Source organism: Klebsiella planticola, from assembly GCF_000783935.2.
Lineage (GTDB): Bacteria > Pseudomonadota > Gammaproteobacteria > Enterobacterales > Enterobacteriaceae > Klebsiella > Klebsiella planticola.
Genome location: NZ_CP026047.1, coordinates 4,247,951 through 4,273,043 on the forward strand (window position 1 = coordinate 4,247,951; position 25,093 = coordinate 4,273,043).

The 25,093-nt window shown below is 58.0% G+C and carries 17 protein-coding genes and 1 pseudogene; 11 read left to right on the forward strand and 7 right to left on the reverse strand.

The genetic code is table 11. The features are described from left to right. Positions 1–132: 132 nt before the first annotated feature. Both MC50_RS20390 and MC50_RS28905 read right to left on the reverse strand, forming a co-directional pair. Positions 133–8,715, reverse strand: a complete 8,583-nt coding sequence (locus MC50_RS20390) for a glycoside hydrolase family 94 protein (RefSeq protein ID WP_047664836.1) — start codon at positions 8,713–8,715, stop codon at positions 133–135. A 157-nt stretch (positions 8,716–8,872) separates the two neighbouring features. Beyond that, positions 8,873–9,037 (reverse strand): YnfU family zinc-binding protein, encoded by a 165-nt coding sequence (locus MC50_RS28905; RefSeq protein ID WP_213084090.1) that lies wholly within the window; start codon positions 9,035–9,037, stop codon positions 8,873–8,875. Between the two features lie 559 nt (positions 9,038–9,596). Between MC50_RS28905 and cybB the strand changes: the two genes are divergently transcribed. From cybB to MC50_RS20410, 4 genes are all read left to right on the forward strand, one after another. Beyond that, positions 9,597–10,124, forward strand: coding sequence for a cytochrome b561 (gene cybB / locus MC50_RS20395; protein WP_032687928.1), 528 nt, complete (start codon positions 9,597–9,599; stop codon positions 10,122–10,124). A 100-nt stretch (positions 10,125–10,224) separates the two neighbouring features. Continuing rightward, on the forward strand, positions 10,225–10,698 hold the full coding sequence (locus MC50_RS20400; RefSeq protein ID WP_047664837.1) for a GNAT family N-acetyltransferase: 474 nt from the start codon (positions 10,225–10,227) through the stop codon (positions 10,696–10,698). Positions 10,699–10,803: 105 nt separating this feature from the next. After that, positions 10,804–11,079 (forward strand): metal/formaldehyde-sensitive transcriptional repressor, encoded by a 276-nt coding sequence (locus tag MC50_RS20405; RefSeq protein WP_004861424.1) that lies wholly within the window; start codon positions 10,804–10,806, stop codon positions 11,077–11,079. 24 nt (positions 11,080–11,103) lie between these two features. Continuing rightward, positions 11,104–12,222 (forward strand): S-(hydroxymethyl)glutathione dehydrogenase/class III alcohol dehydrogenase, encoded by a 1,119-nt coding sequence (locus MC50_RS20410; protein WP_032687926.1) that lies wholly within the window; start codon positions 11,104–11,106, stop codon positions 12,220–12,222. A gap of 877 nt (positions 12,223–13,099) precedes the next feature. On the opposite strand, the pseudogene MC50_RS29285 reads toward MC50_RS20410, so the two are convergent. The 4 genes and pseudogenes from MC50_RS29285 to pcaH all read right to left on the reverse strand — a co-directional run. After that, positions 13,100–13,210, reverse strand: a pseudogene (locus tag MC50_RS29285) (hypothetical protein); the annotation flags it as partial. A gap of 32 nt (positions 13,211–13,242) precedes the next feature. After that, entirely contained in the window at positions 13,243–14,166 is a 924-nt protein-coding gene (locus MC50_RS20420; protein WP_004861430.1) for a LysR substrate-binding domain-containing protein, read from the reverse strand. A gap of 170 nt (positions 14,167–14,336) precedes the next feature. Then, on the reverse strand, positions 14,337–14,957 hold the full coding sequence (gene pcaG / locus MC50_RS20425; RefSeq protein WP_032696304.1) for a protocatechuate 3,4-dioxygenase subunit alpha: 621 nt from the start codon (positions 14,955–14,957) through the stop codon (positions 14,337–14,339). Then, positions 14,954–15,694 carry a protocatechuate 3,4-dioxygenase subunit beta gene (gene pcaH, locus MC50_RS20430; RefSeq protein ID WP_032687924.1) on the reverse strand — a complete coding sequence of 247 codons (741 nt, stop codon included), beginning with the start codon at positions 15,692–15,694 and terminating at the stop codon, positions 14,954–14,956. The genes pcaG and pcaH overlap by 4 nt, the downstream gene beginning before the upstream one ends. A 242-nt stretch (positions 15,695–15,936) precedes the next feature. On the opposite strand from pcaH, the gene hglS reads away from it, so the two are divergent. Both hglS and MC50_RS20440 read left to right on the forward strand, forming a co-directional pair. Continuing rightward, the gene (gene hglS, locus MC50_RS20435; RefSeq protein WP_032687922.1) at positions 15,937–17,280 is read left to right on the forward strand and encodes a 2-oxoadipate dioxygenase/decarboxylase HglS; all 1,344 of its coding nucleotides are present in this window, start codon (positions 15,937–15,939) and stop codon (positions 17,278–17,280) included. Positions 17,281–17,336: 56 nt separating this feature from the next. Then, positions 17,337–18,845: a carboxylesterase/lipase family protein gene (locus tag MC50_RS20440; RefSeq protein ID WP_047664838.1), complete on the forward strand. Its 1,509-nt coding sequence runs from the start codon at positions 17,337–17,339 to the stop codon at positions 18,843–18,845. On the opposite strand, the gene MC50_RS20445 is transcribed toward MC50_RS20440, so the two are convergent. Continuing rightward, positions 18,832–19,680 carry a LysR family transcriptional regulator gene (locus MC50_RS20445; protein WP_047664839.1) on the reverse strand — a complete coding sequence of 283 codons (849 nt, stop codon included), beginning with the start codon at positions 19,678–19,680 and terminating at the stop codon, positions 18,832–18,834. The genes MC50_RS20440 and MC50_RS20445 overlap by 14 nt on opposite strands. A 188-nt stretch (positions 19,681–19,868) precedes the next feature. On the opposite strand from MC50_RS20445, the gene ycaC reads away from it, so the two are divergent. The 5 genes from ycaC to rimL all read left to right on the forward strand — a co-directional run bounded on the left by ycaC (position 19,869) and on the right by rimL (position 25,068). Continuing rightward, complete coding sequence (ycaC, locus tag MC50_RS20450; protein ID WP_032696300.1) at positions 19,869–20,492, forward strand: isochorismate family cysteine hydrolase YcaC; 624 nt, start codon at positions 19,869–19,871, stop codon at positions 20,490–20,492. 144 nt (positions 20,493–20,636) lie between these two features. Continuing rightward, the gene (locus MC50_RS20455; RefSeq protein WP_047664840.1) at positions 20,637–21,806 is read left to right on the forward strand and encodes a pyridoxal phosphate-dependent aminotransferase; all 1,170 of its coding nucleotides are present in this window, start codon (positions 20,637–20,639) and stop codon (positions 21,804–21,806) included. 17 nt (positions 21,807–21,823) lie between these two features. Further along, a complete protein-coding gene (locus MC50_RS20460; protein ID WP_032696379.1) occupies positions 21,824–22,597 on the forward strand; it encodes an ABC transporter substrate-binding protein in 774 nt (257 codons plus the stop codon). A gap of 190 nt (positions 22,598–22,787) precedes the next feature. Continuing rightward, entirely contained in the window at positions 22,788–24,443 is a 1,656-nt protein-coding gene (locus MC50_RS20465; protein ID WP_004861457.1) for a glucan biosynthesis protein D, read from the forward strand. A gap of 58 nt (positions 24,444–24,501) precedes the next feature. Beyond that, positions 24,502–25,068 (forward strand): 50S ribosomal protein L7/L12-serine acetyltransferase, encoded by a 567-nt coding sequence (gene rimL, locus MC50_RS20470; RefSeq protein WP_047664841.1) that lies wholly within the window; start codon positions 24,502–24,504, stop codon positions 25,066–25,068. The last annotated feature ends 25 nt before the right edge of the window (positions 25,069–25,093 follow it).

Consider the following 25,093-nt stretch of genomic DNA (forward strand, 5'->3'; position numbering starts at 1 on the left):
GCAGTTAACCGGCTAAGCCAAATAGCTAAGCCAAATAAAAGTTGGATAATTTCTCGATGCAGCGCGCCAATGAATATTGGCCAAAATAATTCGCGCATTAACGACTGGCGTTAATGCGCGGGTTGTTTGCCATCAGTTCTGAACGATATCGAGGCTATGGGGCTGTCCGTCATCCAGCAGCGGAATGGTATCGTCGGCGAGGAGCAGGCCATCCAGGGTGGCCTGGTATTGCCCGTCGCCACGTGAGACGGTAATGCGATACTGACTATCGCGGTATTGATAAGTCAGGGCAAAAGAGGGCCAGCTGGCCGGCAGCAGCGGGTGAACGGTGAAGGACGTCGCGCCGCGTTTTATTCCCAGCAGCTCCTCTGTCAGCAGACGATATGCCCAGCCCGCTGAACCGGTATACCAACTCCACCCGGCCCGGCCGCTATGCGGGGCGACACTGTAGACATCCGCACTCATCACATAGGGCTCCGCCATATATTTTTCCACGCCATCGGCATCCAGCGCGTGGTTTATCGGATTGATCATCGACCATAGTTGCCACGCGCGTTCCGCGTTCCCCATGCGGGCAAACGCCATGACCGCCCAGATGGCGCCGTGAGTATACTGCCCGCCGTTTTCCCGCACGCCGGGCAGATAGCCCTGGATATAGCCCGGATTAGGGCCGTGGCCGTCGAACGGCGGGGTTAATAGTTTTATTAATCCGCCCTCGTTATCCACCAGGTACTTATCCAGCGCCTGCATCGCCAGCTCGCTGCGCTCCCGGCTGACCGCGCCGGAGAGCACCGACCAGCTCTGGGCAATCGCATCAATTCGGCAGTCCTGCGAAGCTTTTGACCCGAGGGGAGTGCCATCGTCAAAATATCCTCGCCGGTACCATTCGCCGTCCCAGGCGGAGGCTTCGAGATTGTTTTGCAAACGCAGCGCCTCGCGACGACACAGGGACGCGACTGCGTCATCCTGGCGCCGATCGGCAAGTGAAGCGAAGCGTTGTAAAATATCGTACAGGAAGAAGCCCAGCCAGACGCTTTCACCTTTACCCTCAATGCCAACCCGGTTCATCCCGTCATTCCAGTCACCCGCGCCCATTAGCGGGAGACCGTGCTGTCCGGACTGTAATCCGTGCTCAATGGCTTTGACGCAGTGTAACCAGAGCGTCTCTTCGCTACTGCTCTGGACCGGGGTATCGTAAACCGACTCTTCGCCAGCGGAGAGCGGACGCCCCTGCAGATAAGGGATATTCAGGTCCAGTATTTCTGGGTCACCGATCGTTTCGACATAGTGACAGACGGCAAACGGCAGCCAGAGGTAGTCATCAGAACAACGTGTCCGTACGCCGTTACCGTGCGGGGGATGCCACCAGTGCTGCACATCTCCTTCAATAAACTGCCGGGAGGCGCAGAGTACAATTTGTTCGCGCATTTTTTCCGGGGCGGCGTGGCTGAGAGCCAGTGTATCCTGCAGCTGATCGCGAAAACCAAATGCGCCGCCGGATTGATAGTATCCGCTACGCGCCATCAGGCGACAGGCCATCGTCTGATACAGCAGCCAGCCGTTGACCAGTAAATTCACTGTGGTATCCGGGGTCGTCACCACGATTTTATCGAGCGCGTTATGCCAGTAGCGGTGAACATTATTCAGTTCCTGGCGGACGGTATCTTCATTGAGATAGCGGGCAAGCGTCTCCTGAGCGCGGCTATGGTTTTCTTCCGCGCCAAGGACGAAGATAAAGGTCCGCTGATCGCCATCAATTAAGGTTGCCGCGGATTGTACTGCGGCGCAGGGATCCAGGCCGGCGCCTGTTTTCCCCGAGAGCCTGCGCAGTGCCATCGCCTGCGGACTTTGCAATGAGCCATTGCGTCCAATAAACTCGCGGCGGTCGCCCGTCAGCGAGCAGTAAGAACCGCTGACGGCAAAGAATGCCGTGCGCTCGCCGCCGTTAGCAGCGTAAAAATTATTGGCCAGCACCCCGCAACCCGCGGAAAGGGTGACGGGATACGTCACGATATGGGAGGCGGTGTGGGTGCGTAAATCTCCGAGCGTCCATTCAGCATAGCCGGTGACCGACAGTTTCCGTGTTCGCCCGGAGTTGTTACTGAGCGTCAGGATCGCCAGTTTAACCGCCGCCTGTTCGGCGACCAGTACCGTCAGTTCACTGTCTATCCCGCTTTCACGATGGGAAAACACGCTGTAGCCAAACCCGTGGCGGGTGAGATAATCACCGTGTCCGCGCACCGGCAATACCGTCGGCGACCAGCATGCGCCGCTCTCTTCATCGCGCAGATAAAAGGCTTCGCCGCTGCGATCGCTTACCGGATCGTTTTCCCACGGCGTCAACCGGTACTCATGCGCATTCTCATACCAGCTGTAGGCTTGTCCCGCCTCCGAGATAACGCTGCCAAAACCGGGATTAGCCAGGACATTTGACCAGGGCGCTGGCGTCGGCTGGTTTTCGCTGAGGACAATCTGATACTCCCGCCCGTCCTCTGAAAAGCCTCCGTAGCCGTTGAAGTGGCGTAACTTACCGCTATCCGGTGTCCAGTCGACATGTTGGTTTCTCTGTACCGCCGTGTGCGCAATGAATCGCCTGGTCGGCGGGGTTAACGTATGAATGCGCTGGTTAAGCTGTTCACTGAGTCCGCCGGCGCGATCATCAAGATACAAACAGGCCACGCTCATCAGAAGCTGCTTATCTTCGGCGGAGAGATGTTCGCCATTGCGGACAAAAATGCCGCCCGACTTATCCAGCAGGCTGGCTCCAGAGCGGGCATAAATCAAATCCATAATCTGGTTTTGCAGTATCTGTTGATAGCCGCCGGGACTCTCATTGAGGATCACAAGGTCGACCTCCAGTCCTTTCTGCCGCCAGTATCGGTGCGCCTGCACAAGGGTAGTGACCGAGGCGATGCTCTCTTCGCTGGTGATGCTGAGCAGCACTATCGGCAGATCGCCAGATATAGCCCAACCCCACAGGCCGGACTGGCCTCGTCGGTTACGGCTGATAATCTGGCCGTCGGCCCGCAGTTCCTGACAGGGATAAAGCACCGCACTGGCGAGACGGTTAAACAGCGTGGCATCATCTTCACTGGCATTCATCTGGCGTAATACCACCAGGCTATGGGACCACGCCAGCTCAAAGATACGGTCAGCGATGGGGTGATCCCGATATTTTTCCAGTAACGCCAGACTTTGCTGGCGGCTTTCGCCGATGCCATAGACGATATCAATCGTAACCGGTTGTCCCGGCCGCAGCGTAATCGCGTGGCGTATCGCCAGTATCGGATCCAGTACCGCCCCAGAGGTGTTGCTGAGCGCGCCATTTTTCCCGGCTGTCTGCGCATCTGAAGGGGTTCTGCCGCGACCCAGAAACCGGGCTCTGTCCGTTTCAAACGATATACTTTTACTGCTGTTACCATGCACGACCACCATGTGCAGCATGCAGGGGGGTTGTTCATCCGGCGAGCGCGGGCGGCGATGACAGAGGATCGCCTCACGATCGGGGTTAATCTCCGTCTGAATGAACAAATTGCTGAATGCCGGATGCGCCCGGTCGCTGGCGTCGGGCGCCAGCACCACTTCGCAATAGGTCGTCAGTTCAAGGTCACGGGGCAGCCGTCCTCTGTGTACCAGGGTGAGCCGCCGCAGTTCAATGTCATCTTCCGGGGAGACCACAATCTGAGTTCTGACGCTCAGCGATCCGAAAGTCCGCCGGAACTCAGCGCCGGCATCGGTAAAGATCGCTTCGTCGCCGCTATCGGCATCTGTGCCGATGGGATGCCAGGTGTTGCTCCAGACTTCCTCCGTTTGCGAATCGCGGATATAGCAGAATGCTCCCCAGTTATCGCGGGTCGTATCGCTGCGCCAGCGCGTGAGGGCAAGATTGTTCCAGCGGCTGTAACCGCCGCCGCCAGGGGTCAGCATCAGATGGTAATGGCCGTTGGACAACAGCTGCACTTCAGGGACCGGGGTATCTGCTCCGCTGAAAATACGCGGTTCATAGCGAACCGGTTTGACTCTCCCTTCATGGGATTCGAAATGACGGCGCGGGCTGTAGAGATCGACCGCATCCGGGACGCGTTTCTGCAGCAACAGGCTCGCCGAGCGGAAGGCGGTACTGGACATGAATCGCTCGGTCATCGGGGCGTTAAGCAGCACGTGAGCCAGCGCCTGAAATGCCATCCCCTGATGATGCGCCATCCAGGACTGGACGACAGCATACAGTTGTCCGGTCGCGAGGCGGGAGGGGGTATAGTCCAGCGCCTCATAAAAACCGTATTCGCCGCGCGCGCCGTTTTTTTCCAGGCTGAGCAAATTGTCGCAGGCCTTGTACGGGGAGACCATCAGTGCCAGCAGCGTGGCGTACGGGGCGATCACCATATCGTCGGCCAGTCCTCGCCGCAGACCGAGGCCCGGTACGCCAAATGCCTGGTACTGATAATTGTGCTGAACATCAAAAGCATGATAGCCGGACTCCGAGACCCCCCATGGCACGCCACGCTCTTTGCCCCAGTGTATCTGACGTTTCACCGCTGACTGGCTCATTTCATCCAGCAGGCAGCCGGGCCAGGTGGGCATCACCAGATTCGGCATCAGGTATTCAAACATCGAACCGCTCCATGACATCAGCGCGGTGTCATGATCAATGGTGGTGAACAGCCGCCCCAGGGCATACCAGCTTTTTAACGGTAACTGATTCGTCGCGATGGCGAGAAAACTGGTCAGGCGGATTTCAGAGGGCAGCAGATCGTAATGGCTTTTATCCGCAGTATTGGTATCACAGTTATAGCCGACGCTGAGCAGACAGGTCGCTTCGCTGTACAGAAAGGCAAAATCCATTCTCGCATGATCGTTCAACCGCTGTTCAAGTTCAGTGAGAATCTTCAGCCGCATGCGGGCCAGCGCCGTAACCGATGCCGGAGGCGTTCCTTCGCCGCTATAGCTCGCGCTGGCGAGCCAGCTCAGCGTCGGTAGCTGCGGTTCATTATACGTCTGGGGCAACCAGCCCAGTAGATGCGACCATTCATGGCACAGTTGCACCAGCTGATGTTCAAGATGCGCTGTCCAGCGCACCACCCGCGGGTTTTCCTGAGCACACTGCGTCGTCAGATGGTTACATTGGGCGCGCATTTTCTTCAGTTCGCCGAACAGCTGGCCCGCAGGCAACGACACCGCGTTCAGACAGTGCTTGCGCAGCAGCCGCAGACCGGTTGGCGCGTTTTGCCCCCAGTATTTTTCCAGAATAATCAACGTGTCGTTCAGCCCGGCCAGCAGCTGCTCGCTGTTCAACACCGGCTGATAACGCATCGCGGACAGGCCTTCGCGTAATGTCAGTAAATGACCCGCCATATTGCCGCTGTCAACGCTTGAGACATAGCGTGGGTTGAGCGGGGCGAGCGTGCGGGTGTCATACCAGTTAAAGAGGTGGCCGCGGAAGTGTTCCATTTTATCCAGCGAGTCGAGCGTCAGCGTCACGCGTTGCAACACCTCGCCCCCGGGCAGGTAGCCAAAATCCCAGGCGGTCAGGTTGGCCATCAGGGAGAGCCCGATATTGGTGGGGGAGGTGCGATGTGCGACGGTGGGCTGCGGTATTTCCTGATAATTATCCGGGGGAAGCCAGTTTTCTTTTGCCGTGGCAAAGGTCTCAAAGAAGGCCCAGATTTCGCGGCTCGTCTGACGCAGCAGCTGCTTCTGGTCCGGATTCAGTGCTATCGTCTTACGCACAGGCTGGCGGCTTAACCCGCTCATCAGTAGCGGCGCCAGACACCACAGCATTGCAACGGGCAGGGCGATAGCCAGCAGCGGTGGGGCAAAATGATACGTCATCATCGCCAGGGCGACCCCGGAGACCACATTAAGCCACATCGCCCGATAAAAACGCAGCACCGAAAGGTGGGACCGCTGGCTGTCCGGCGCGTGGCTGGCCCACTGGATGAGATTGCGCTGACTGATAGCAAGACGCCAGAGCGTCACCGTAATGGCATAGCATGAATATCCGGCCTCGTGCGGCAGGAGAACAAAATTGAGTGCGATCCGGGAGAGCCGCTTCAGCGCGCCGGCGGCGACCAGCGGAAGATGTAGCCGCAACGGGCGACGAGGGGGTTTATGAAGAAGGTCGTGAAGGATACTCAGAGCCGCCGGCAATAACCACACCAGCGTCAGCGCGCCAAGCCAGTAGAGCGGGTTGGGAACCCAGAGCAGGGAACAAAAAAGAAGTACCAGTAACGACGGGGCGACCAGGCTGCGGCGTAAATTATCAAATAACTTCCACCAGGAGAGCGGAGATAACGGATTTTTATCCCGCGTTCCATCCGCTTTTCTGACGTACGGGCTGAGCCAGTTAAGCAGCTGCCAGTCGCCACGGATCCAGCGCGTACGGCGCGCAACGTCTGACAGATAGTTGTTTGGGTATTGTTCGTAGAGTAAGACTTCACTGAGTAGCCCGGAGCGGGCATAGCACCCTTCGAGTAAATCATGGCTGAGAACCAGATTTTCCGGGCAGGCGTTGGCTGTGGCCTGGACAAAAATATCGACGTCATAAATCCCTTTACCAACGAACGACCCTTCGCCGAAGAGATCCTGATAGATATCCGAAGACATCATCGAATAGGGATTATTACCCGGTACGCTGCTGCGTAGGGCAGCATAGCGCCCCTGTCCGTTACGCGGCATCTCCTCTGCCAGTCCCGGCTGTAAAATACCATACCCTTTGACGACCCTCTGTCGCAGCGGATCATACACTGGCTGGTTGAGCGGGTGCGCCATGGTTGCCACCAGTTTATGCGCGGTGTCGCGTGGCAAAAGCGTATCGCTGTCCAGGGTGATGACATATTTAATCGGGCCCGGCAACTGGTGCGCAGGCAGCCCGGCGACACTGGAAAACTGGTTTGCCGGGTGGCGCAACCAGTGGTTCAACAATGCCAGTTTTCCCCGCTTACGTTCATGACCCATCCATGTTTCCTGTGCCGGGATCCATTCAGGCTGACGGTGCAGAAGATAAAAGCGTGGGCGGTTGCCGGGATAGCGTCGGTTAAGCGCCTCTGTTTCCGTGATGGCCTGCCTGAGCAGCAGGGCGTTTTCCGGCGGATTTTCAACCGTTGAATCAGCAAAATCAGTGAGAAGAGCGAAGCGGAGGTGTTCATTCTGATTGCCCAGCCAGCACACTTCAAGACTGGTGAGAAGCTGACTGATGCTTGCGTGGCTGGTCAGCATACAGGGAATAACCACCATCGTCGCACAGTCAGCGGGAATTCCCGCGGAAAAATCCATTCGTGGCAAAGGCCGGGGAGTGCGAAAACGGGTGGTCGCTTCGCTGAGCAGATCGCTGATTAACTGGCTCACCGCCACAATCAGCGGCACCGCCAAAAGGATCAGTATCCAGCCCATTCCCTGTTGCGCAGTGGCGTGCAGGATTCCGGCCGTTACGGCCGTCGTTAACAGACTGAGACTGCCGAGCCATGACAACAAGGGGATTTTGTTGAAACTGTGCCGCAGCCGGATAAGTCCTGGAGTGTCAGCGCAGAGTTGCACTTCCAGCTGTTCGCGGCCTTCACCTGCCAGATAATAACCCACATGATGTCCCGGCGTGGCGGGCGCGTTTTCCTGGGAAAGCGCCAGCACCCGCCTGGCGACTTCGGGCTCGCTGAACCGACTGTCTCTGGCCAGAATCTCGATGACATGGCGGTAATGATCCCGGGTATCAAAGTGCATCCGGGAATAGGTATCGGCTGGATCAAGACGCAATGTCTGCTCCACGACGCTGATCGTCTCGGCAAAATCGGCCCAGTTTGTTTCGCTCAGCAAACGTAAACCCGCGATGCTGTTGCTGACAGAAAGCTGGCTGGCGGCAAGCTGTTGATTGAAGCGGTGAATGAGAACCTCGGTCGTCACGCCCTGTTCAGCAAGACGTTGGTCCACCCAGGTCAACGGCAGCGCCAGCGCATTGCCATGCCCCTGCAGGCGACGTACCAGTTCCGCGACAAACGCGCTGCTGAGCGGCGGTCGCGCGCGCGCCATGTCGGCAACCACCATGATTAAATCGGCGGGCGTATTCTCCGCACATTCGAAAATCCGCGTGAGCCATGTGTCCGCCAGGCTGCGCTCTTGCTGGGCTTTTACCACTTCGATACTGACACGACGCAGGTTTTCGATCAGCGACAGACGCAGCATGCCAGGTAAAGCCCAGACCTCGCCTAAAGTCAGTGGCGTCACCTGCTGATAGGCGGCGATATAACTGGTGAGGCTGGCTACGTCCCAGCGTCCGTCCCCGTGGGCAATCGCTTCAGAGGCGATATCGTAAATACGCGGGCACTGGTGTGGCGATATCAGGGCGGGGAGACCTTTGCCAAAGCTTTTCGGCAGGTGCTGGCGGACAATACGAATCTGCTCCTCAATCAGGTAATAATTATCAAGAAGCCACTCGCCTGCGGGCATAATACTCGATTTTTTCCCGGCATTGAGCGCATAACAGTTATGGGTGATCACGGCCTCGTTATCGCCAAGCCGTTTGAGAAGATAGTAAGGCAGTTTGTCCGGCGACAGCTTATGTGTATGCGCCAGTTTTTGGCCGTAACGTTCCATCTGGAGGGCCGAAAACAGCTCTGGCCGCAGACTATTTTCACCGCTCGGGTCGTTGGCCGGGAATGGCGCCCGTCCAGGGATTTTCGTAAAGGGGTGAGCGCGGCTAAACCATGCTCGGGGATTCATTTTCATAGCGTTGCTCTGATGCGACATTAACGCGCAGGAGCAGTTGCGAAATCAGTTCAGAAACGTTCTCTCAGGATGGGCGTGAGGCATCAGGGATTTAACAGCTGCCGGTCTTTATTCAGTATAGAACACGGGGTTTAAGTGGGTCGGCGTAAGAAGCTGGCTAGCGTGTCGAGACAAAAATAGCCTTGCATCCGGGGCACAGCATGGCCTGTTTTAAGCGAATCTTAGAGGTGGACTGGGTTGATGATAAGCCACAGACGGGACAGGTGATGGTGGACGTGGATGCGCTACCGATGAACTTCATTGCGTAATCGAGAAAAGACATGATGATTAACCTTTCAATGAATGTGCGCCAGTGTACCACGTATGGCTAAAATTTAATCTGTTTAATGTGTGCCCCCATCCTGTAGGGATCTTCTCTGCAGCCGGTTTTGCTTAAGGCATTGTTTTTCATCTCCTCGATTGCCGCCGTGCGGACCGTTATCGCAATCTGTCGTCATCGCAAGCAAAAACCGTAACATCAGCAGCCGGACGGTGACGTGATGTGTGACGTTGTCACGTCAAAGGGGCAGGGCTGGCGGCAAGAACATGACCTGAAAAGGATAAATCCGTCGGTACATCAATATGTTGCGGAATAAAGTAAAAGAGCGCGGCGCTATTCATGGGGGAGATTTGGCGATAACAGCGGGAGTGGGAGCCGGTTTTGGCGCGGTTGAATGGCGGCAAAGGACCTTGAACAGGCCACGGGCAACACGAGTAACTCATTGCTTTTGTTGAAAATAGATGCTTACCAGCAATTGTTTCTTATAAGTACGTAAAAGTTAATGAATTTCTCAGGAAAGGTCGTTATGTTGTCGGCATCACAGTTTTGTTAAGGGTTTACCATGCGCGATAAATACACTGGCCTGCAAACAGGTATCCACTGGCTGGTCTTTTTATTGGTGGTTGGCGCCTATGCCACCATGGAACTTCGCGGTTTTTTCCCCCGCAGCGACCGTCCGGTCATTAATATGATTCACGTTTCCTGCGGGGTGGCTATCCTCGTGTTGATGGTCGCGCGCCTGCTGGTCCGCCTGAAGTACCCGGCGCCGCCGATTGTACCGAAACCGTCGCCGATGATGACCGGTTTTGCCCATCTGGGGCATCTGATTATCTATCTGCTGTTTATCGCCCAGCCGATCGTCGGTCTGGTGATGATGTATTACCGTGGTAATCCGTGGTTTGCCTTCGGCCTGACCATGCCGTTTGCGGCGCAAAGTCAGTTCGAGCTGGTGGATACGCTGAAGGGCGTACATAGCCTGCTGGCGAATACCGGCTACTTTATCATTGGCGCGCACGCGCTGGCCGCGCTGCTGCACCACTATCTGTGGAAAGATAATACGCTGCTGCGGATGATGCCGCGTAAGCGCTAATCACCTCGACCCCCTGACCCCGCTGCCGAGCGGGGTTTTTTTATTCTTTCGCCGCCGGCTGTGGTAGATCTGAGACGGACTGAGGAAAAAGGAGCCCAACATGAAGGTCAGACTTGCCGTGCCGGATGAGGCACCTGCGCTATGGATCATCCGCAATCAGGCCATTCGCAACGGCTGTCGTGAGAGCTACGCAGCCGCGGTCCTCGAGGCCTGGACGCCGGATACGATGCCGGAAGGGTATCGCCATGCGGTGCGCGACAACCCCTTTTTTGTCGTTGAGGAAGAGAGTGGGCGCCCGGTGGCGACCGGCTATCTTGATCTGCGCGCGGCCAGCGTGGAAGCCATCTTTACCTTGCCCGCATGGGGCGGAAAAGGCTGCGCCGGAATGATTTTGACGACCATCATCGCCGAAGCGCGGCGGCGGAATCTCCAGCGCCTGACGCTGGAAGCGACGCCGAATGCGGCCGGTTTTTATCTGCGCCATGGTTTTGTCGCCGTGCGCGAAAAGCTGCTGCCGTCTAAGCTGGCGAAGGCGGATTTATGCTGCGTGGAGATGGTGCTCCGGCTCAACTAACCTCAACGGCTCGCCGCTGTGCTACGGTTTAAAGCGGCGTTTTAGTTTGCCACTTTGCTTAATAAAATATAGTATACCCCCCTATACAATACTGAGGGCGTCATCGTGCCACATTCACCTGAAGACAAAAAACGCGCGCTCAGCCGCGTACGTCGCATTCGCGGGCAGGTTGAAGCCCTGGAAAGGGCGCTGGAGTCCGGCGAATCCTGCATGTCGATTCTGCAGCAGATTGCCTCCATCCGCGGGGCGACCAACGGCCTGATGGGCGAAATGGTGGAAATCCACCTCCAGGACGAGCTGGTCAGCGGCGAAACGACCCCGGATCAGCGAGCGGCCAGAATGGCGGAAGTCGGTCATCTGCTACGATCCTATTTAAAATAAATCATCACGAAGGAAGAGACGGTTATGAAATCACGTGCAGCTGTCGCGTTTGGCCCAGGCCAGCCGCTGAAGATTGTTGAAATTGACGTTGCTCCGCCGAAAAAAGGTGAAGTGCTGGTCAAAATTACCCACACCGGCGTCTGTCATACCGATGCGTTTACGCTCTCCGGTGACGATCCGGAAGGGGTGTTCCCGGCCGTGCTGGGTCACGAAGGTGGCGGTATCGTGGTCGAAGTTGGCGAAGGCGTCACCAGCCTGCAGCCTGGCGATCACGTTATCCCGCTGTATACCGCAGAGTGCCGCGAGTGCAAATTCTGTAAATCCGGTAAAACTAACCTCTGCCAGGCGGTACGAGCCACCCAGGGGAAAGGCCTGATGCCGGATGGCACCACCCGTTTTTCCTATAACGGCGAGCCGGTGTACCACTACATGGGCACCAGCACCTTCAGCGAATACACCGTGGTCGCCGAAATTTCACTGGCGAAGGTGAACCCGCAGGCGCCGCTGGATAAAGTCTGTCTGCTGGGCTGCGGCGTGACCACCGGTATCGGCGCCGTTCACAACACCGCGAAAGTTAAAGAGGGCGATACCGTGGCGGTCTTTGGCCTCGGCGGGATTGGTCTGGCGGTCATCCAGGGGGCGGTGCAGGCGAAAGCCGGACGCATTCTGGCGGTGGATACCAACCCGGAAAAATTCACCCTCGCCAAAGAGATGGGGGCGACCGATTTTATCAACCCGAAGGATTATGATAAGCCGGTTCAGGATGTGATCGTTGAGCTCACCGATGGCGGCGTGGACTTCAGCTTCGAATGTATCGGCAACGTGAACGTGATGCGTGCGGCGCTCGAGTGCTGCCATAAAGGCTGGGGTGAGAGCGTGATTATCGGCGTTGCCGGTGCGGGCCAGGAGATCAAAACCCGTCCGTTCCAGCTGGTGACCGGGCGCGTATGGCGCGGTTCGGCATTCGGCGGGGTGAAAGGGCGCACCCAGCTGCCGGGGATGGTTGAAGACGCGATGGCCGGTAAAATCGACCTCGATCCGTTTATCACCCACCGCCTGCCGCTGGAGCAGATTAACGAGGCTTTTGATTTGATGCATGAAGGGAAATCAATTCGTACCGTCATTCATTTCGGCGAGAATTGATTTTCAGACCAAACATAACCCGGGGATGCCCGGGTTATTGCTAAACAGAGATGACTCTGCCGCAGATTTTCATACCCGCTCAGCCATCGCGGCGGTTCGCGACGCCCCCGCGTCGGCTGGCGGCTGACGCCTGACCCAACCTACAAAAGCGCTGTTTCGGCAGGCCCGCGCAAGCGCTGTTCCTGTAGGCCCGTGCAAGCGTAGCGCCGCCGGGCAAATTGCAGAAGCGCATGTGTTGCCAGTCATCAGTACCTCGTCCGGGGCAGAGATAAAATGGTTTAGCGATTGCGCTGGCTTCCGTCGGGTGGCGGCTGGCGCCTGACCCGACCTACAAAAGCGCTGCTCCGGTAGTCCGCGTAAGCGTTGTTCGCGGCAGGTCCGTGCAAACGCTGTTCCGGCAGGCCCGCGCAAGCGTTGTTTCCGGGTAGGCCCGTGCAAGCGTTGTTTCCGGGTAGGCCCGTGCAAGCGTAGCGCCGCCGGGCAAATTGCAAAAGCGCATGCGTTGCCAGCCGTCAGGACCTCGTCCGGGGCAGAGATAAAATGGTTTAGCGATTGCGCTGGCTTCCGTCGGGTGGCGGCTGACGCCTGACCCGACCTACAAAAGCACTGTTCCGGTAGTCCGCGTAATCGTTGTTCGCGGCAGGTCCGTGCAAGCGCTGTTCCGGCAGGACCGCGTAAGCGTTGTTCCGGGTAGGTCCGGGTAGGCCCGCGCAAGCGTAGCGCCGCCGGGCAAATTGCAGAAGCGCATGCGTTGCCAGCCGTCAGGACCTCGTCCGGGGCCCTGATGCTTACTTCTGTTCCGGTAATGCGCAGGCGATGAGGTCATCGCCGCGATCCGGAGACTGATGAGCACCGCCGGCGTTGATGATAAAGGTACTACGGTGCCTATCGGCATCTGCCGCACCCGTTTACCGCTCTTCAGATCCACCGCGGACAGGGTACCGTACGGCGGTTTCTGGCACGGAATACCTAACTGCGACAAATGCCGGAGAGGGTATCAGATGCCCTGTCCGGCGTTCATTATGCCGGCATGGATTTGCGAATGGCGCTGAGTAAAGTTTGTGCGCCGGAAGAGAATGTGGCATCGACGCGCGTCAAAATGCCGATCGGTTCGCCCGCCCCCTGGGTGGGCACCGGCAGAGCGGTCAGCAGCCCGCGGCGCAGGTCGTCTTTGACCGCGCCGGAAGGGACGAACCAGATGTAGTCATAATCCACGGTCAGCTGACGCGAGAGCGACGCGGAGAGGGTTTCGATACAGCCGGCGGGGATTTTACACCCCTGACTTTGCAGCAGCGTTTCCGCATTCTGCCGCGGAATGGTGCCTTTAGGGGAGACGACGACCGGCCACTCCATCACCCGGCTGAGGGTTACGGTTTCCTGCAACAGCGGATGGCCGGGACGCACCACCAGCTTCAGAGATTCGAGGAACAGCAGCTCGTAGTTGAGGCCGCTCATCAGCTCCGGGTCAGACATGCGGCCGATCCCAATATCGATTTCTCCCGATTTTAAGCCCGCCAGCAGCATGGTGTTGTTCATGGTCGCCACCTGCAGGGTGATATCTTTTTGCTGCTTGTGAAACTGGCCGATGACGGTGGGCAAAATACCTAAGGCGGCGGTCGGGAGTGCGCCGATGCGTACCACATCGTTATTCAGCCCCTCTTTGCGGTTGAGCGCCTGGCCTGCCGTATTCAGCGCGTCGAGGACCTTAACCGCATGGGTGAGAAACTGTTCGCCGACCAGCGTCAGCTGGGCGCCCAGCCGCCCGCGTTCAAACAGTCGCGTACCGGTCAACTGCTCCAGCTCATTGAGCGTTTTGGATAAGGCAGGTTGGCTTAGATTGAGTGTTTCAGCCGCACGCCCCAGCGTTCCCTGTTGAGCGACGGCCACGAAGGTGTGTAGATGGCGCAAGCGAATGCGCTGACTAAAAAGACCATTTTTTTCCATAGTTGATGTTAAAAACAGAGCGCTGTGGGTGACAAGCGAAGTTATTGAAATTTGATAACCTGATAGCAAAATATTATTAACATTTCGCCCTCTTGTATTACAAATTTTTTATTTTGCTGAAAAAACAGACGCCCCGAACCGGGTCGGGGCAAAATCAGGCGGAAAGTCACTCAGATATCAAAGAAGACGGTTTCGTTCTCACCCTGCAGGTGAATATCAAAACGATAGACGATTTCACTGCCGCGCACTTCGCGTTGGGCAATCAACGTCTGGCGACGCACCTCCCACTCAATCAGATTCAGCACCGGATCGGTCAGGTTCGCCTCCTGCTCGTCGCAAAAGTACATCCGCGTGTTGAGACCAATATTGATGCCTCGCGCCACCACCCACAAATTGACGTGCGGCGCCATCATCCGGCCATCGCGGCCGACGACGGCTCCCGGCTTGATGGTCTCAAAGCGCCAGATGCCCGAGGAAAAGTCCGAGCAGCTGCGGCCCCAGCCGCGAAAGGTCGGATCGATTTTTTTGTGCTGCTGACGATCGTCGGGGTGGTGATAGCGCCCGGCGGCGTTGGCCTGCCAGAGCTCCAGCAGCACATCTCGCACCGGCGTTCCGGAACCATCGATTACCCGGCCTTCGATAGTAATGCGCTCACCTTCGGTGTCCGGCGTGGTGAGCTGCGGGCCGAAATTCTTTTCAAAGATATGAAAACCGGCGGCGTCGGGGGCGAGGCCGATATGCACATAGGGCCCGGCGGTCTGCGAGGCGGTTTCGGCTAAATAGTCTTTCATCGGGCGGCCCCCTGGGTACGATTTTCAAACAGCGTGGCGCGATGGCCGCGCAGCACAAGATCAAAGCGATAGGCGAGGCAATCCAGCGGTACGGCGGCATGGGTGTCGAGTTCGGCAATCAGCGTGCGAACCGCATCGTCGTTATTAATGGTTTTGACGATCGGACACTGTTTAATTAACGGGTCGCCCTCGAAATACATTTGCGTAATCAGGCGCTGCGCCCACGCCTCCCCGGAGAGGGAAAAGTGAATATGTGCCGGGCGCCAGTCGCTGACCTGATTACGCCACGGATAGGGGCCTGGCTTAATGGTGCGGAAGCAGTAATAGCCGTTTTCATCCGTCAGTACCCGACCGCAGCCGCCGAAATTGGGGTCGATGGGCGCCAGATACTGATCCTTTTTATGCCGATAGCGGCCGCCGGCGTTGGCCTGCCACACCTCGACCAGCGTGTTTTTCATCGGCCGGCCGAAGCCGTCGCGCACGTAGCCGTGGACAATAATGCGCTCGCCAATAGGCAGACCTTCTTTGGCGTAATTAAGGATCAGGTCATGATCCAGCGGCCCGAGATCGTCGTGACCGAATACCGGGCCGGTAATTTCAGACAGGGAATTCTGTAGCGAGATCAGTGCATTGCGCGGTGAGCGCAGGACGCTGGTTTTGTAGCCCGGCGCAAAGGCGGGCGGGTGACTGCTATAGTCGCGATGCACAACCTCGCGCGGTGACCATTTATCATTCATAGGGTAGTGGCTCCGTTTTTATCGGTAGAGGGCTTTTTATTGTCATATCGCCAGAAACAGTGTGTGTAAATGCTTTGTTAATTTAAAGTGAAATTAATGGTCGTTTTGCATAACCCACGGTTATGCTCAGGACGGCACCGAGGAGTGAGGCAGGTTATCCGCATCACAATTTGTAAATTCTTCCCGCCGTTGCCATGGGCCTTTTCTACACTCCAGGAAGTATTCACTGGAGGTAAGGCATCATGGCGAACACCATCACGGCTGATGAGATTCGGGAAAACTTTTCGCAGGCAATGTCGGCGATGTACCAGCAGGAAGTTCCACAGTACGGGACGTTACTGGAGCTGGTGGCGGACGTAAATCTGGCGGTGCTGGAGCATAATCCTAAACTGCATGAGCAACTGGCGAATGCCGATGAGCTGTCGCGACTTAACGTCGAGCGCCACGGCGCGATCCGCGTTGGCACGGCGGAAGAACTGGCGACGCTGCGGCGTATGTTTGCCATTATGGGGATGTTCCCCGTCAGCTATTACGATTTGTCGCAGGCCGGCGTGCCGGTGCACTCTACCGCGTTTCGCCCGATTGATGACGCGGCGCTGGCGCGCAATCCGTTTCGTATTTTTACCTCGCTGCTGCGTCTGGAACTGATTGCCAACGTCGAGCTGCGCCAGCGTGCGGCGGCGATCCTCGCCCGGCGCGATATTTTTACTCCCCGCTGTCGTGAGCTCATCGCTGTGCACGAAGAGCAGGGCCACTTTTCGCCGGCGCAGGCTCGGGAATTTGTCCACCAGGCGCTGGAGACGTTCCGCTGGCACAGCCACGCAACGGTGGACGCCGACACCTATTATGCGCTGCATAATGAGCACCGGCTGATTGCCGATGTGGTCTGCTTCCCCGGCTGCCATATCAACCACCTGACGCCGCGCACGCTGGATATCGACCGGGTTCAGGCGCTGATGCCGGAGTGCGGGATGGTACCGAAGGCATTAATTGAAGGGCCGCCGCGTCGTGAGGTGCCGATTCTGCTGCGCCAGACCAGTTTTAAGGCCCTCGAAGAACCGGTGGTGTTTGCCGGGGAGCACCAGGGGACCCACAGCGCGCGTTTTGGCGAGATAGAGCAACGCGGGATTGCGCTGACGCCGAAGGGTCGGGCGCTGTACGATCGCTTGCTGAACGAAGCTGGCGTCGGGAAAGACAACCTCCACCATCAGCGCCATCTGCAGGAGGTGTTCAGCCAGTTCCCGGACAGCGAATTCCTGCTGCGTCAGCAGGGGCTGGCGTGGTTCCGCTATCGCCTGACCCCCGCCGGGGAAGCCCATCGTCATGCCTTTGGCCCCGGCGACGATCCGCAGCCGTTAATCGAACGCGGCTGGGTGGTGGCGCAACCGATTATTTATGAAGATTTTTTACCGGTGAGCGCGGCAGGGATTTTCCAGTCAAATCTTGGCAATGACATTCAGGCCCGCAGCCATGGCAATGCCAGCCGTGACGCCTTTGAAACGGCGTTGGGTTGCCCGGTGCTGGACGAGTTTGCTCTCTATCAACAGGCGGAGGAGCGCAGTAAACGTCGTTGCGGTCTGCTCTGAAACCGGTACTCTGCTGACATGAATCATTGACGACAGTCAGTAAAAGGAAGCAGGTCATGCAGAACCCGTCTACCCCACTGGTCAAAACCCGGCAGGGGACGTTATCCGGCATCACTGAACAGGGCATTCATCTCTGGCGCGGTATTCCCTTTGCCGCGCCGCCGGTCGGCGAACTTCGCTGGCGCGCGCCGCAACCGCCCGCGCGTTGGCAGGGCGTCCGCCAGGCCGACACCTTCTCCGCCGCCAGCTGGCAAGATATTGAGTACTGCCGCGAGCTGGGCGGCGGCGATCCCGGTCGCTTCTCAGAAGATTGTCTCTACCTTAACGTCTGGGCACCCGCCGGACGCGCTCAGCCGCTGCCGGTCATGGTCTGGTTGCACGGCGGCGGGTTTACCATTGGCGCCGGCAGCCTGCCCCCTTACGATGGTAAAGCGCTGGCGGCCCGCGACGTGGTGGTGGTGACCGTCAACTATCGGCTGGGGCATCTGGGGTTCTTCGCCCATCCGGCGCTGGAAGGGGAAGACGGCGAACGAGTCTATAATTTCGCCCTCCTTGACCAAATTGCCGCGCTGCAATGGGTGCAGGATAATATTCACGCTTTTGGCGGCGACGCCACCAACGTCACCCTGTTTGGCGAATCGGCCGGGGCGCGCAGCGTGCTCTCGCTAATGGTATCGCCGAAATCCCGCGGACTGTTCCATAAGGCCATCATCCAGAGCGGCTATACGCTGCCGGATCTGCCGCGAGAAAACGCGCTGGAGAAAGGGCGTTTGCTGGCGGAACACTTCTCGCTGCCACAGGCCAGCGCCGCACAGCTGCGGGCGATTCCCGCGGAGGCATTCTGGTCGCTGACCGCGCCGCTGAATACCGGACCGGTACCGATCGTCGGCGATGCGGTGTTACCGCAGCCGATGCTGGAGGCGTTTTTTGCCGGCCGCCAGCACCCGATGCCGGTGATGGTTGGCTCTAACAGCGACGAGGCCAGCGTGATGGCGGTATTCGGCGTCGATATCGCCGGGCAGATCCAGAAACTGCGCCGCGAGCGGCGGTTTGGCCTCGGCCTGATCAAACTGCTCTATCCCGGCGTCAAGGGGGATGAGAATCTGGGACGCGAAGTGTGCCGCGATATGGCCTTCACCACGCTGGGCTATGTGGTGATGCAGGCCCAGCAGCGGGTAGGACAGCCGTGCTGGCGCTACTGGTTTGACTATGTTCCCCGTGCCGCCGATGAAACCTGTCCGCACGGGGCGTGGCACGGCGATGAAGTGCCCTATGTGTTTGACACGCTCACCCTGGCCGAGCCGGTGCGCACCTATGCCGACGAGGAAGACCGCGCGTTTGCCGCCCAGGTCGCCGATTACTGGGCGAACTTCGCCCGCCTTGCCGGGCATCGCTGTAGCGAACTGCCGGGGGCGGTACGCTGGCCCGCCAGCCTGCGCGGGCGCGATCGTCTGCTGCGCATTGGGCTGCATAAGCGGGTCGGATTTAAGCTGGAAAACCGCTTTATGCGCGCCCGGCTGGCGCTGTTTCGCCGGGTCATGCGCCACCACGTTACGCTGGATTAACCAGCTCCTCTCGAAATCGCGCCAGACCGTCGGCTTTGCTCTGCGAGCTACGGACCACCAGCCGGTAGCTGGCGCCGGTTTTTACGCTTAGGGTGAAAGGGCGCGCCAGGCGGCCGGCGCGGACATCTTCAGCCACCAGGGTGGCGTCAGCCATGGCGACGCCCAGCCCCTGCATGGCCGCGGTGATCGCCAGATCCATGGTGTCGAAGTGCTGGTTTTTACGCATCAGTAGCGGGGCCTCGGGTGAGAATGCCGCCAGCCATAGCGACCAGTCGGTCTTATCCCGGGTCGGGTGCAAAAACGTGACGTCGTTTAGCATGTTGTCCCCCGCCAGGGCACCGTTACAGACCGGCGTCAGCGCCTCTTCAAACAGCAGATCGCCGACGCTGTGGTGAGTCCCGAAGACGATGGCGGCGTCATAGGGTTCGGTCCTGAAGTTGACGCTATGTTCCGTGGTGGTGGTCAGGGCGATTTGCAGTTCCGGGTGACGCCGCTCGATAGCCACCAGCCGGGGAACCAGCCAGCGAATGGCGCAGGTCGGCGCCTTCAGGCGTACCACGGTCTGCTGCTGACGAGCCTGTTCTGCCACTGCGATCAGACGGCCAAACGCCGACTGGAGCTCCGGGTAGAGGGCGCTGCCCTGCGGCGAAAGATGCAGGCCGCGCGCGTGGCGGGCAAAAAGCGGGAAACCAAACCACGCCTCCAGCGCCGCAATCTGGCGGCTGACGGCGCCCTGAGTCAGGCAGAGTTCGCGCGCGGCATGGGTTAAGTTAAGGTGCCTGGCGGTGACCAGAAAGGTTTCCACGGCATGAAAAGGCAGGGCGCTTCGCGACATCTCATCTCCAGCTATGCATTTTGATCATGGACAGTATGCCCGCTTTGTTCAGCGAATGGGACACTGCGTCCCACTTTTGCCGGCTAATCCTCAGCCCGCCAGTAAACTATGATTTGACCTGTGCAGTAAACCTCTGCCGGCGCGGAAAGGCTGGCGGGATAACCTGATGTTTAAATGAGGAGTCAATCATGGCAAAACCCTACGTACGTCTGGATAAGAACGAGGCGGCGGTGCTGCTGGTAGATCATCAGGCAGGACTGTTGTCTCTGGTTCGCGACATCGACCCGGATAAATTCAAGAACAACGTGCTGGCGCTGGGGGATATGGCGAAATATTTTGGTCTGCCGACCATCCTGACCACCAGCTTTGAGAACGGCCCCAACGGCCCGCTGGTGCCGGAACTCAAAGCGCAGTTCCCGGATGCGCCCTATATTGCTCGTCCAGGGAATATCAATGCCTGGGATAACGAAGACTTTGTAAACGCGGTGAAAGCCACGGGGAAAAAGCAGCTGATTATCGCCGGGGTGGTGACCGAGGTCTGCGTGGCGTTTCCGGCGCTGTCGGCGATTGAAGAGGGATATGAGGTCTTCGTGATCACCGATGCCTCCGGCACCTTTAACCCGATGACCCGCGATGCTGCCTGGGATCGCATGTCACAGGCCGGCGTGCAGTTAATGTCATGGTTTGGCGCCGCGTGTGAGCTGCATCGCGACTGGCGCAATGATGTTGAGGGGCTGGGGACGCTGTTTTCCAACCATATTCCCGATTACCGCAATCTGATGACCAGCTTTAACACCTTAACCCGCAAGTAGTTTTCTCGTCCGGCCAGCCCTGGCTGGCCGTCTCTTTTCTCAAGGCATGATCAAAATGCATGGCTACTATGACAACAATTCGGTTGTCGCCGGGTAGCGCATTGGATTGAATGGTTATGCAAATAAAATGAGAAAGGATTAACTATGAGTCTCAGTTCCCCGGTGACCACGCGCTCCAAACTGCCGGATGTCGGCACGACAATTTTTACCGTGATCGGTCAACTTTCCGCTCAGCATAATGCCATCAACCTTTCTCAGGGCGCGCCGAATTTTGCCTGCGATGCCCGGCTGGTTGCCGGGGTCACGCGGGCGATGGTGGAGGGGCATAACCAGTATGCGCCGATGACCGGCCTGCCAGCGCTGAAGGAGCGAATTGCCGGGAAGATTGCGGCCCTGTACGGCACGCGTTATGACGTTGACCACGAAGTCCTGATTACCGCCAGCGCCAGCCAGGGGATCTACTCGGCTATCGGTGGGCTGGTGCATCCGGGCGATGAGGTTATCTACTTTGAACCCTCTTTCGACAGCTATGCGCCGATTGTCCGCTTGCAGGGGGCGACGCCGGTGGCTATCAAGCTGACGGTGCCTGATTTTAGCGTCAACTGGGATGAAGTCCGCGCCGCCATCACCCCGCGCACGCGGATGATTATTGTCAATACGCCGCATAACCCCAGCGGCCAGGTATTTTCCCGCGCTGATTTAGACCAGCTGGCGGCGCTGACGCGCAATACCGATATCGTGATTTTGTCGGACGAAGTGTATGAACACGTGGTTTTTGACGCTGAACACCACCACGGGATGGCGACCCATCCCCAGCTGGCTGAGCGCAGCGTCATCATCTCATCGTTCGGCAAGACCTACCACGTGACCGGCTGGCGCGTCGGCTATTGCGTTGCGCCGGCGGCGCTGATGGATGAGATCTGCAAGGTGCACCAGTTCCTGATGTTCTCCGCCGACACGCCGATGCAATATGCCTTTGCTGAGCATATGACCGATCCCCAGTCCTGGCTTGCGCTGGCACCGTTCTACCAGCAGAAGCGGGATTTACTCCGCCAGCTGCTGGCTGACTCACCGTTCCGTCTGTTGCCGAGCGCCGGCTCTTTCTTCATGCTGGCGGACTACAGCCATTTCAGCGACGAAAGCGACAGCGAAATGGTGAAGCGGCTGATAACCGACTACGGCGTGGCGACGATCCCGCTGTCGGCGTTTTATACGGATGGTACGGATAACAAACTGATTCGCCTCTCTTTTGCTAAAGATGAAGCCACGTTGCGGGCCGGTGCGCAGGCACTGTGTCACGTTAAGCCGCGTTAAGGAGCCCCACGATGAAGATGAAAATAACAGCCCTTACCCTTGCTTTGGGGATGATGTGTACCTTCTCTGCGTTTGCCTCCGGCGAACTGCGCTACGGCGTGGAAGCGGAATACCCGCCGTTTGAAAGCCGCAATACGGCAGGGGAGCTGGAAGGTTTTGATATCGACCTCGGAAACGCCATTTGCAAGGCGGCTCAGCTGAAATGCAGCTGGGTGGAGACCTCGTTTGATGCGTTGATCCCGGGGCTGGTGGCGAAGAAGTTCGACGCCATTAACTCGGCGATGAATATCACCGAACAGCGACGCAAAAGCATTGATTTTACTCAGCCGATTTATCGCATCCCCTCGCAGCTGGTCGGTAAAGCCGATAGCGGCATGGAGACCACCCCGGAAGGGCTGAAAGGCAAAACCATCGGCGTGCTGCAAGGTTCGATTCAGGAAACCTTTGCCAAAGAGCACTGGGAGAAGCATGGCGTAACGGTGGTGTCCTACAAAGATCAAAATATGGCGTGGGCAGATCTGCTGAACGGCCGTATCGATGCTTCGCTGGTGATGTCTGCCGCCGGGCAGGCCGGTTTCCTCAGCAAGCCGCAGGGCAAAGGCTTTGGCTTTATCGGCAAACCGGTGGCTGACGATACTATTCTCGGCAGCGGGATCGGCTACGGCCTGCGCAAAGGCGACGAGGCGACCAAAAAACAGCTCGATGCGGCAATCGACAAAGTTCGCGCTGACGGCACCATCACCCGTCTGGCGGCGAAATACTTCCCGGGTATCGACGTCAGCGTCAAATAACCCGCTTTCCTCCGCAGGGCAAACCTGCGGAGGGATCCAGTCCGCTTCGGTGGAGAGAATTTTTTCACGCTTTTTCTGTCGCCAACAATTGGATTATCAATCGTTTTTGTCTAGAGTGGGCGAAATTCACGACGCATCTGTTTGTCGCGTTGCCGACCAATTGGCATAACAGAAGGACGCTTTCTCAGGCATGAATCGCAGACGTTTTCTCAAATCTTCCATGGCTGTTGCCGCCGTATGCGGAACGTCAGGAGTCGCTTCACTTTTTTCTAACGCCGCGCTTGCCGAGGAATCGGGCATTGCTGATGGGATGACGCGCCGTTTTGACTTTACCGTTTTGCAATCGATGGCCCACGACCTGTCGCGTCAGCCGTGGGGCGGCGCCCCGCGCGACCTGCCGCCAACACTGGCTAATCTGACTCCGCAGGCCTACAACAGTATTCAGTACGATGCGGGACATTCGCTGTGGAATAACATTGACGACCGCAAGCTGGACATCCAGTTCTTCCACGTCGGCATGGGTTTTCGCCGCCGCGTGCGCATGTTCTCGCTGGATTCACAAACCCAGCAGGCGCGGGAGATTCACTTCCGCCCGGAACTGTTTAACTACAACAACGCCGGCGTAGACACCAAACAGCTGGTAGGGCAAACCGACCTCGGCTTTGCCGGGTTCCGCGCGTTTAAAGCGCCGGAGCTGGCACGCCGCGATATCGTCGCCTTCCTCGGTGCGAGCTATTTCCGCGCGGTAGACAGTACCTATCAGTATGGACTTTCCGCTCGTGGTCTGGCGGTCGATACCTTCACCGATACCCCGGAAGAGTTCCCGGACTTTACCTCGTTCTGGTTTGAGACGGTTAAGCCGGGGGCGACGGTCTTTACCGTCTATGCGCTGCTCGACAGCCCGAGCGTCACCGGCGCCTATAAATTTGTGATCAACTGCCAGGAGACGCAGGTGATTATGGATGTGGAAAACCACATCTACGCCCGCAAAGATATCAAACAGCTGGGCATCGCGCCGATGACCAGTATGTTCAGCTGCGGCAACAACGAGCGCCGGATGTGCGACACCATCCACCCGCAAATTCACGACTCCGACCGCCTCGCCATGTGGCTCGGTAACGGCGAGTGGGTCTGCCGGCCGCTGAACAACCCGCAAAAACTGCAGTTCAACGCCTTCCAGGACAAGAACCCGCGCGGCTTTGGTCTGCTGCAGCTTGACCGCGATTTCAGCCATTACCAGGACATCATGGGCTGGTACAACAAGCGCCCGAGCCTGTGGGTCGAGCCGCGTAATCAGTGGGGCAAAGGGGCGGTCAGCCTGATGGAGATCCCCACTACCGGTGAGACGCTGGATAACATCGTCTGCTTCTGGCAGCCGGAAAAAGCGATCAAGGCCGGTGATGAGCTGGACTTTAGCTATCGCCTGTACTGGAGCGCGCAGCCGCCGGTGCGTTCTCCGCTGGCCCGGGTGATGGCCACCCGCACCGGGATGGGCGGTTTCCCGGAAGGCTGGGCGCCGGGCGAACACTACCCGGACAAATGGGCGCGCCGTTTTGCCATTGATTTCGTCGGTGGGGACCTGAAGGCCGCGGCGCCAAAAGGCATCGAACCGGTGATTACCCTGTCTAACGGTGAAGCGAAGCAGATCGAGATTCTGTACGTTGAGCCGTTCGACGGCTATCGCATCCAGTTTGACTGGTACCCGACCAACGATTCCACCGACCCGGTGGAAATGCGCATGTTCCTGCGCTGCCAGGGCGAGGCCATCAGTGAGACCTGGCTGTACCAGTATTTCCCGCCGGCTCCGGATAAACGCAACTACGTTGATGACCGGGTTATGAAGTAACCGTCGCGGTTGCCCGTCTGCGTGCCGTAGACGGGTTTTCCCGCAGTGAGAGAGAGTAATGTCCGCAGAAAAAAAAACCGTTCCTGAAACGATCCCGGTCACCGACCAGCTGACGCTGCGCGCGGTGGACGAGCGTTACGTTACCGACTTACACCTGCTGGTGGAGAAGAATAAACACTGGTTACAGCATTCGCTTAGCTGGCCCGCCGCGGTCGACAGCGAAGATGAAACCCGTCGCCATGTCCAGGGAAACGTGATGCTGCACCAGCGCGGTTACGCGAAAATGTTTTTACTGTTTTTGCGCGATGAGATGGTGGGCGTGCTGTCGTTCAACCAGATTGAACCGCTGAATAAAACCGGCTACATCGGCTACTGGATTGATGAACATCACCAGGGACAAGGGCTGCTTTCCCAGGCGCTGCAGGCCTTTATGCACTACTACGCTCGCCGCGGCGAAGTCCGGCGCTTCGTGATTAAATGCCGGGTGGCTAACCACAAGAGCAACCAGGTGGCGCTGCGCAATGGCTTTACCCTCGAAGGCTGTCTGAAACAGGCCGAGTATCTGAACGGCGCTTATGACGATCAGAATATCTACGGACGGATTATCGATAGCCCCGCCTCCTGATGATAGGGGTTCCCGGCGCGCGCGG

What these genes read in the sequence shown, in the direction of transcription:
- MC50_RS20390 (WP_047664836.1), bottom strand. Translation starts at nt 8,715, where the DNA reads ATGAAAATGAATCCCCGAGCATGGTTTAGCCGCGCTCACCCCTTTACG.
- MC50_RS28905 (WP_213084090.1), bottom strand. Translation starts at nt 9,037, where the DNA reads ATGTCTTTTCTCGATTACGCAATGAAGTTCATCGGTAGCGCATCCACG.
- cybB (WP_032687928.1), top strand. Translation starts at nt 9,597, where the DNA reads ATGCGCGATAAATACACTGGCCTGCAAACAGGTATCCACTGGCTGGTC.
- MC50_RS20400 (WP_047664837.1), top strand. Translation starts at nt 10,225, where the DNA reads ATGAAGGTCAGACTTGCCGTGCCGGATGAGGCACCTGCGCTATGGATC.
- MC50_RS20410 (WP_032687926.1), top strand. Translation starts at nt 11,104, where the DNA reads ATGAAATCACGTGCAGCTGTCGCGTTTGGCCCAGGCCAGCCGCTGAAG.
- MC50_RS20420 (WP_004861430.1), bottom strand. Translation starts at nt 14,166, where the DNA reads ATGGAAAAAAATGGTCTTTTTAGTCAGCGCATTCGCTTGCGCCATCTA.
- pcaG (WP_032696304.1), bottom strand. Translation starts at nt 14,957, where the DNA reads ATGAAAGACTATTTAGCCGAAACCGCCTCGCAGACCGCCGGGCCCTAT.
- pcaH (WP_032687924.1), bottom strand. Translation starts at nt 15,694, where the DNA reads ATGAATGATAAATGGTCACCGCGCGAGGTTGTGCATCGCGACTATAGC.
- hglS (WP_032687922.1), top strand. Translation starts at nt 15,937, where the DNA reads ATGGCGAACACCATCACGGCTGATGAGATTCGGGAAAACTTTTCGCAG.
- MC50_RS20440 (WP_047664838.1), top strand. Translation starts at nt 17,337, where the DNA reads ATGCAGAACCCGTCTACCCCACTGGTCAAAACCCGGCAGGGGACGTTA.
- MC50_RS20445 (WP_047664839.1), bottom strand. Translation starts at nt 19,680, where the DNA reads ATGTCGCGAAGCGCCCTGCCTTTTCATGCCGTGGAAACCTTTCTGGTC.
- ycaC (WP_032696300.1), top strand. Translation starts at nt 19,869, where the DNA reads ATGGCAAAACCCTACGTACGTCTGGATAAGAACGAGGCGGCGGTGCTG.
- MC50_RS20455 (WP_047664840.1), top strand. Translation starts at nt 20,637, where the DNA reads ATGAGTCTCAGTTCCCCGGTGACCACGCGCTCCAAACTGCCGGATGTC.
- MC50_RS20460 (WP_032696379.1), top strand. Translation starts at nt 21,824, where the DNA reads ATGAAAATAACAGCCCTTACCCTTGCTTTGGGGATGATGTGTACCTTC.
- MC50_RS20465 (WP_004861457.1), top strand. Translation starts at nt 22,788, where the DNA reads ATGAATCGCAGACGTTTTCTCAAATCTTCCATGGCTGTTGCCGCCGTA.
- rimL (WP_047664841.1), top strand. Translation starts at nt 24,502, where the DNA reads ATGTCCGCAGAAAAAAAAACCGTTCCTGAAACGATCCCGGTCACCGAC.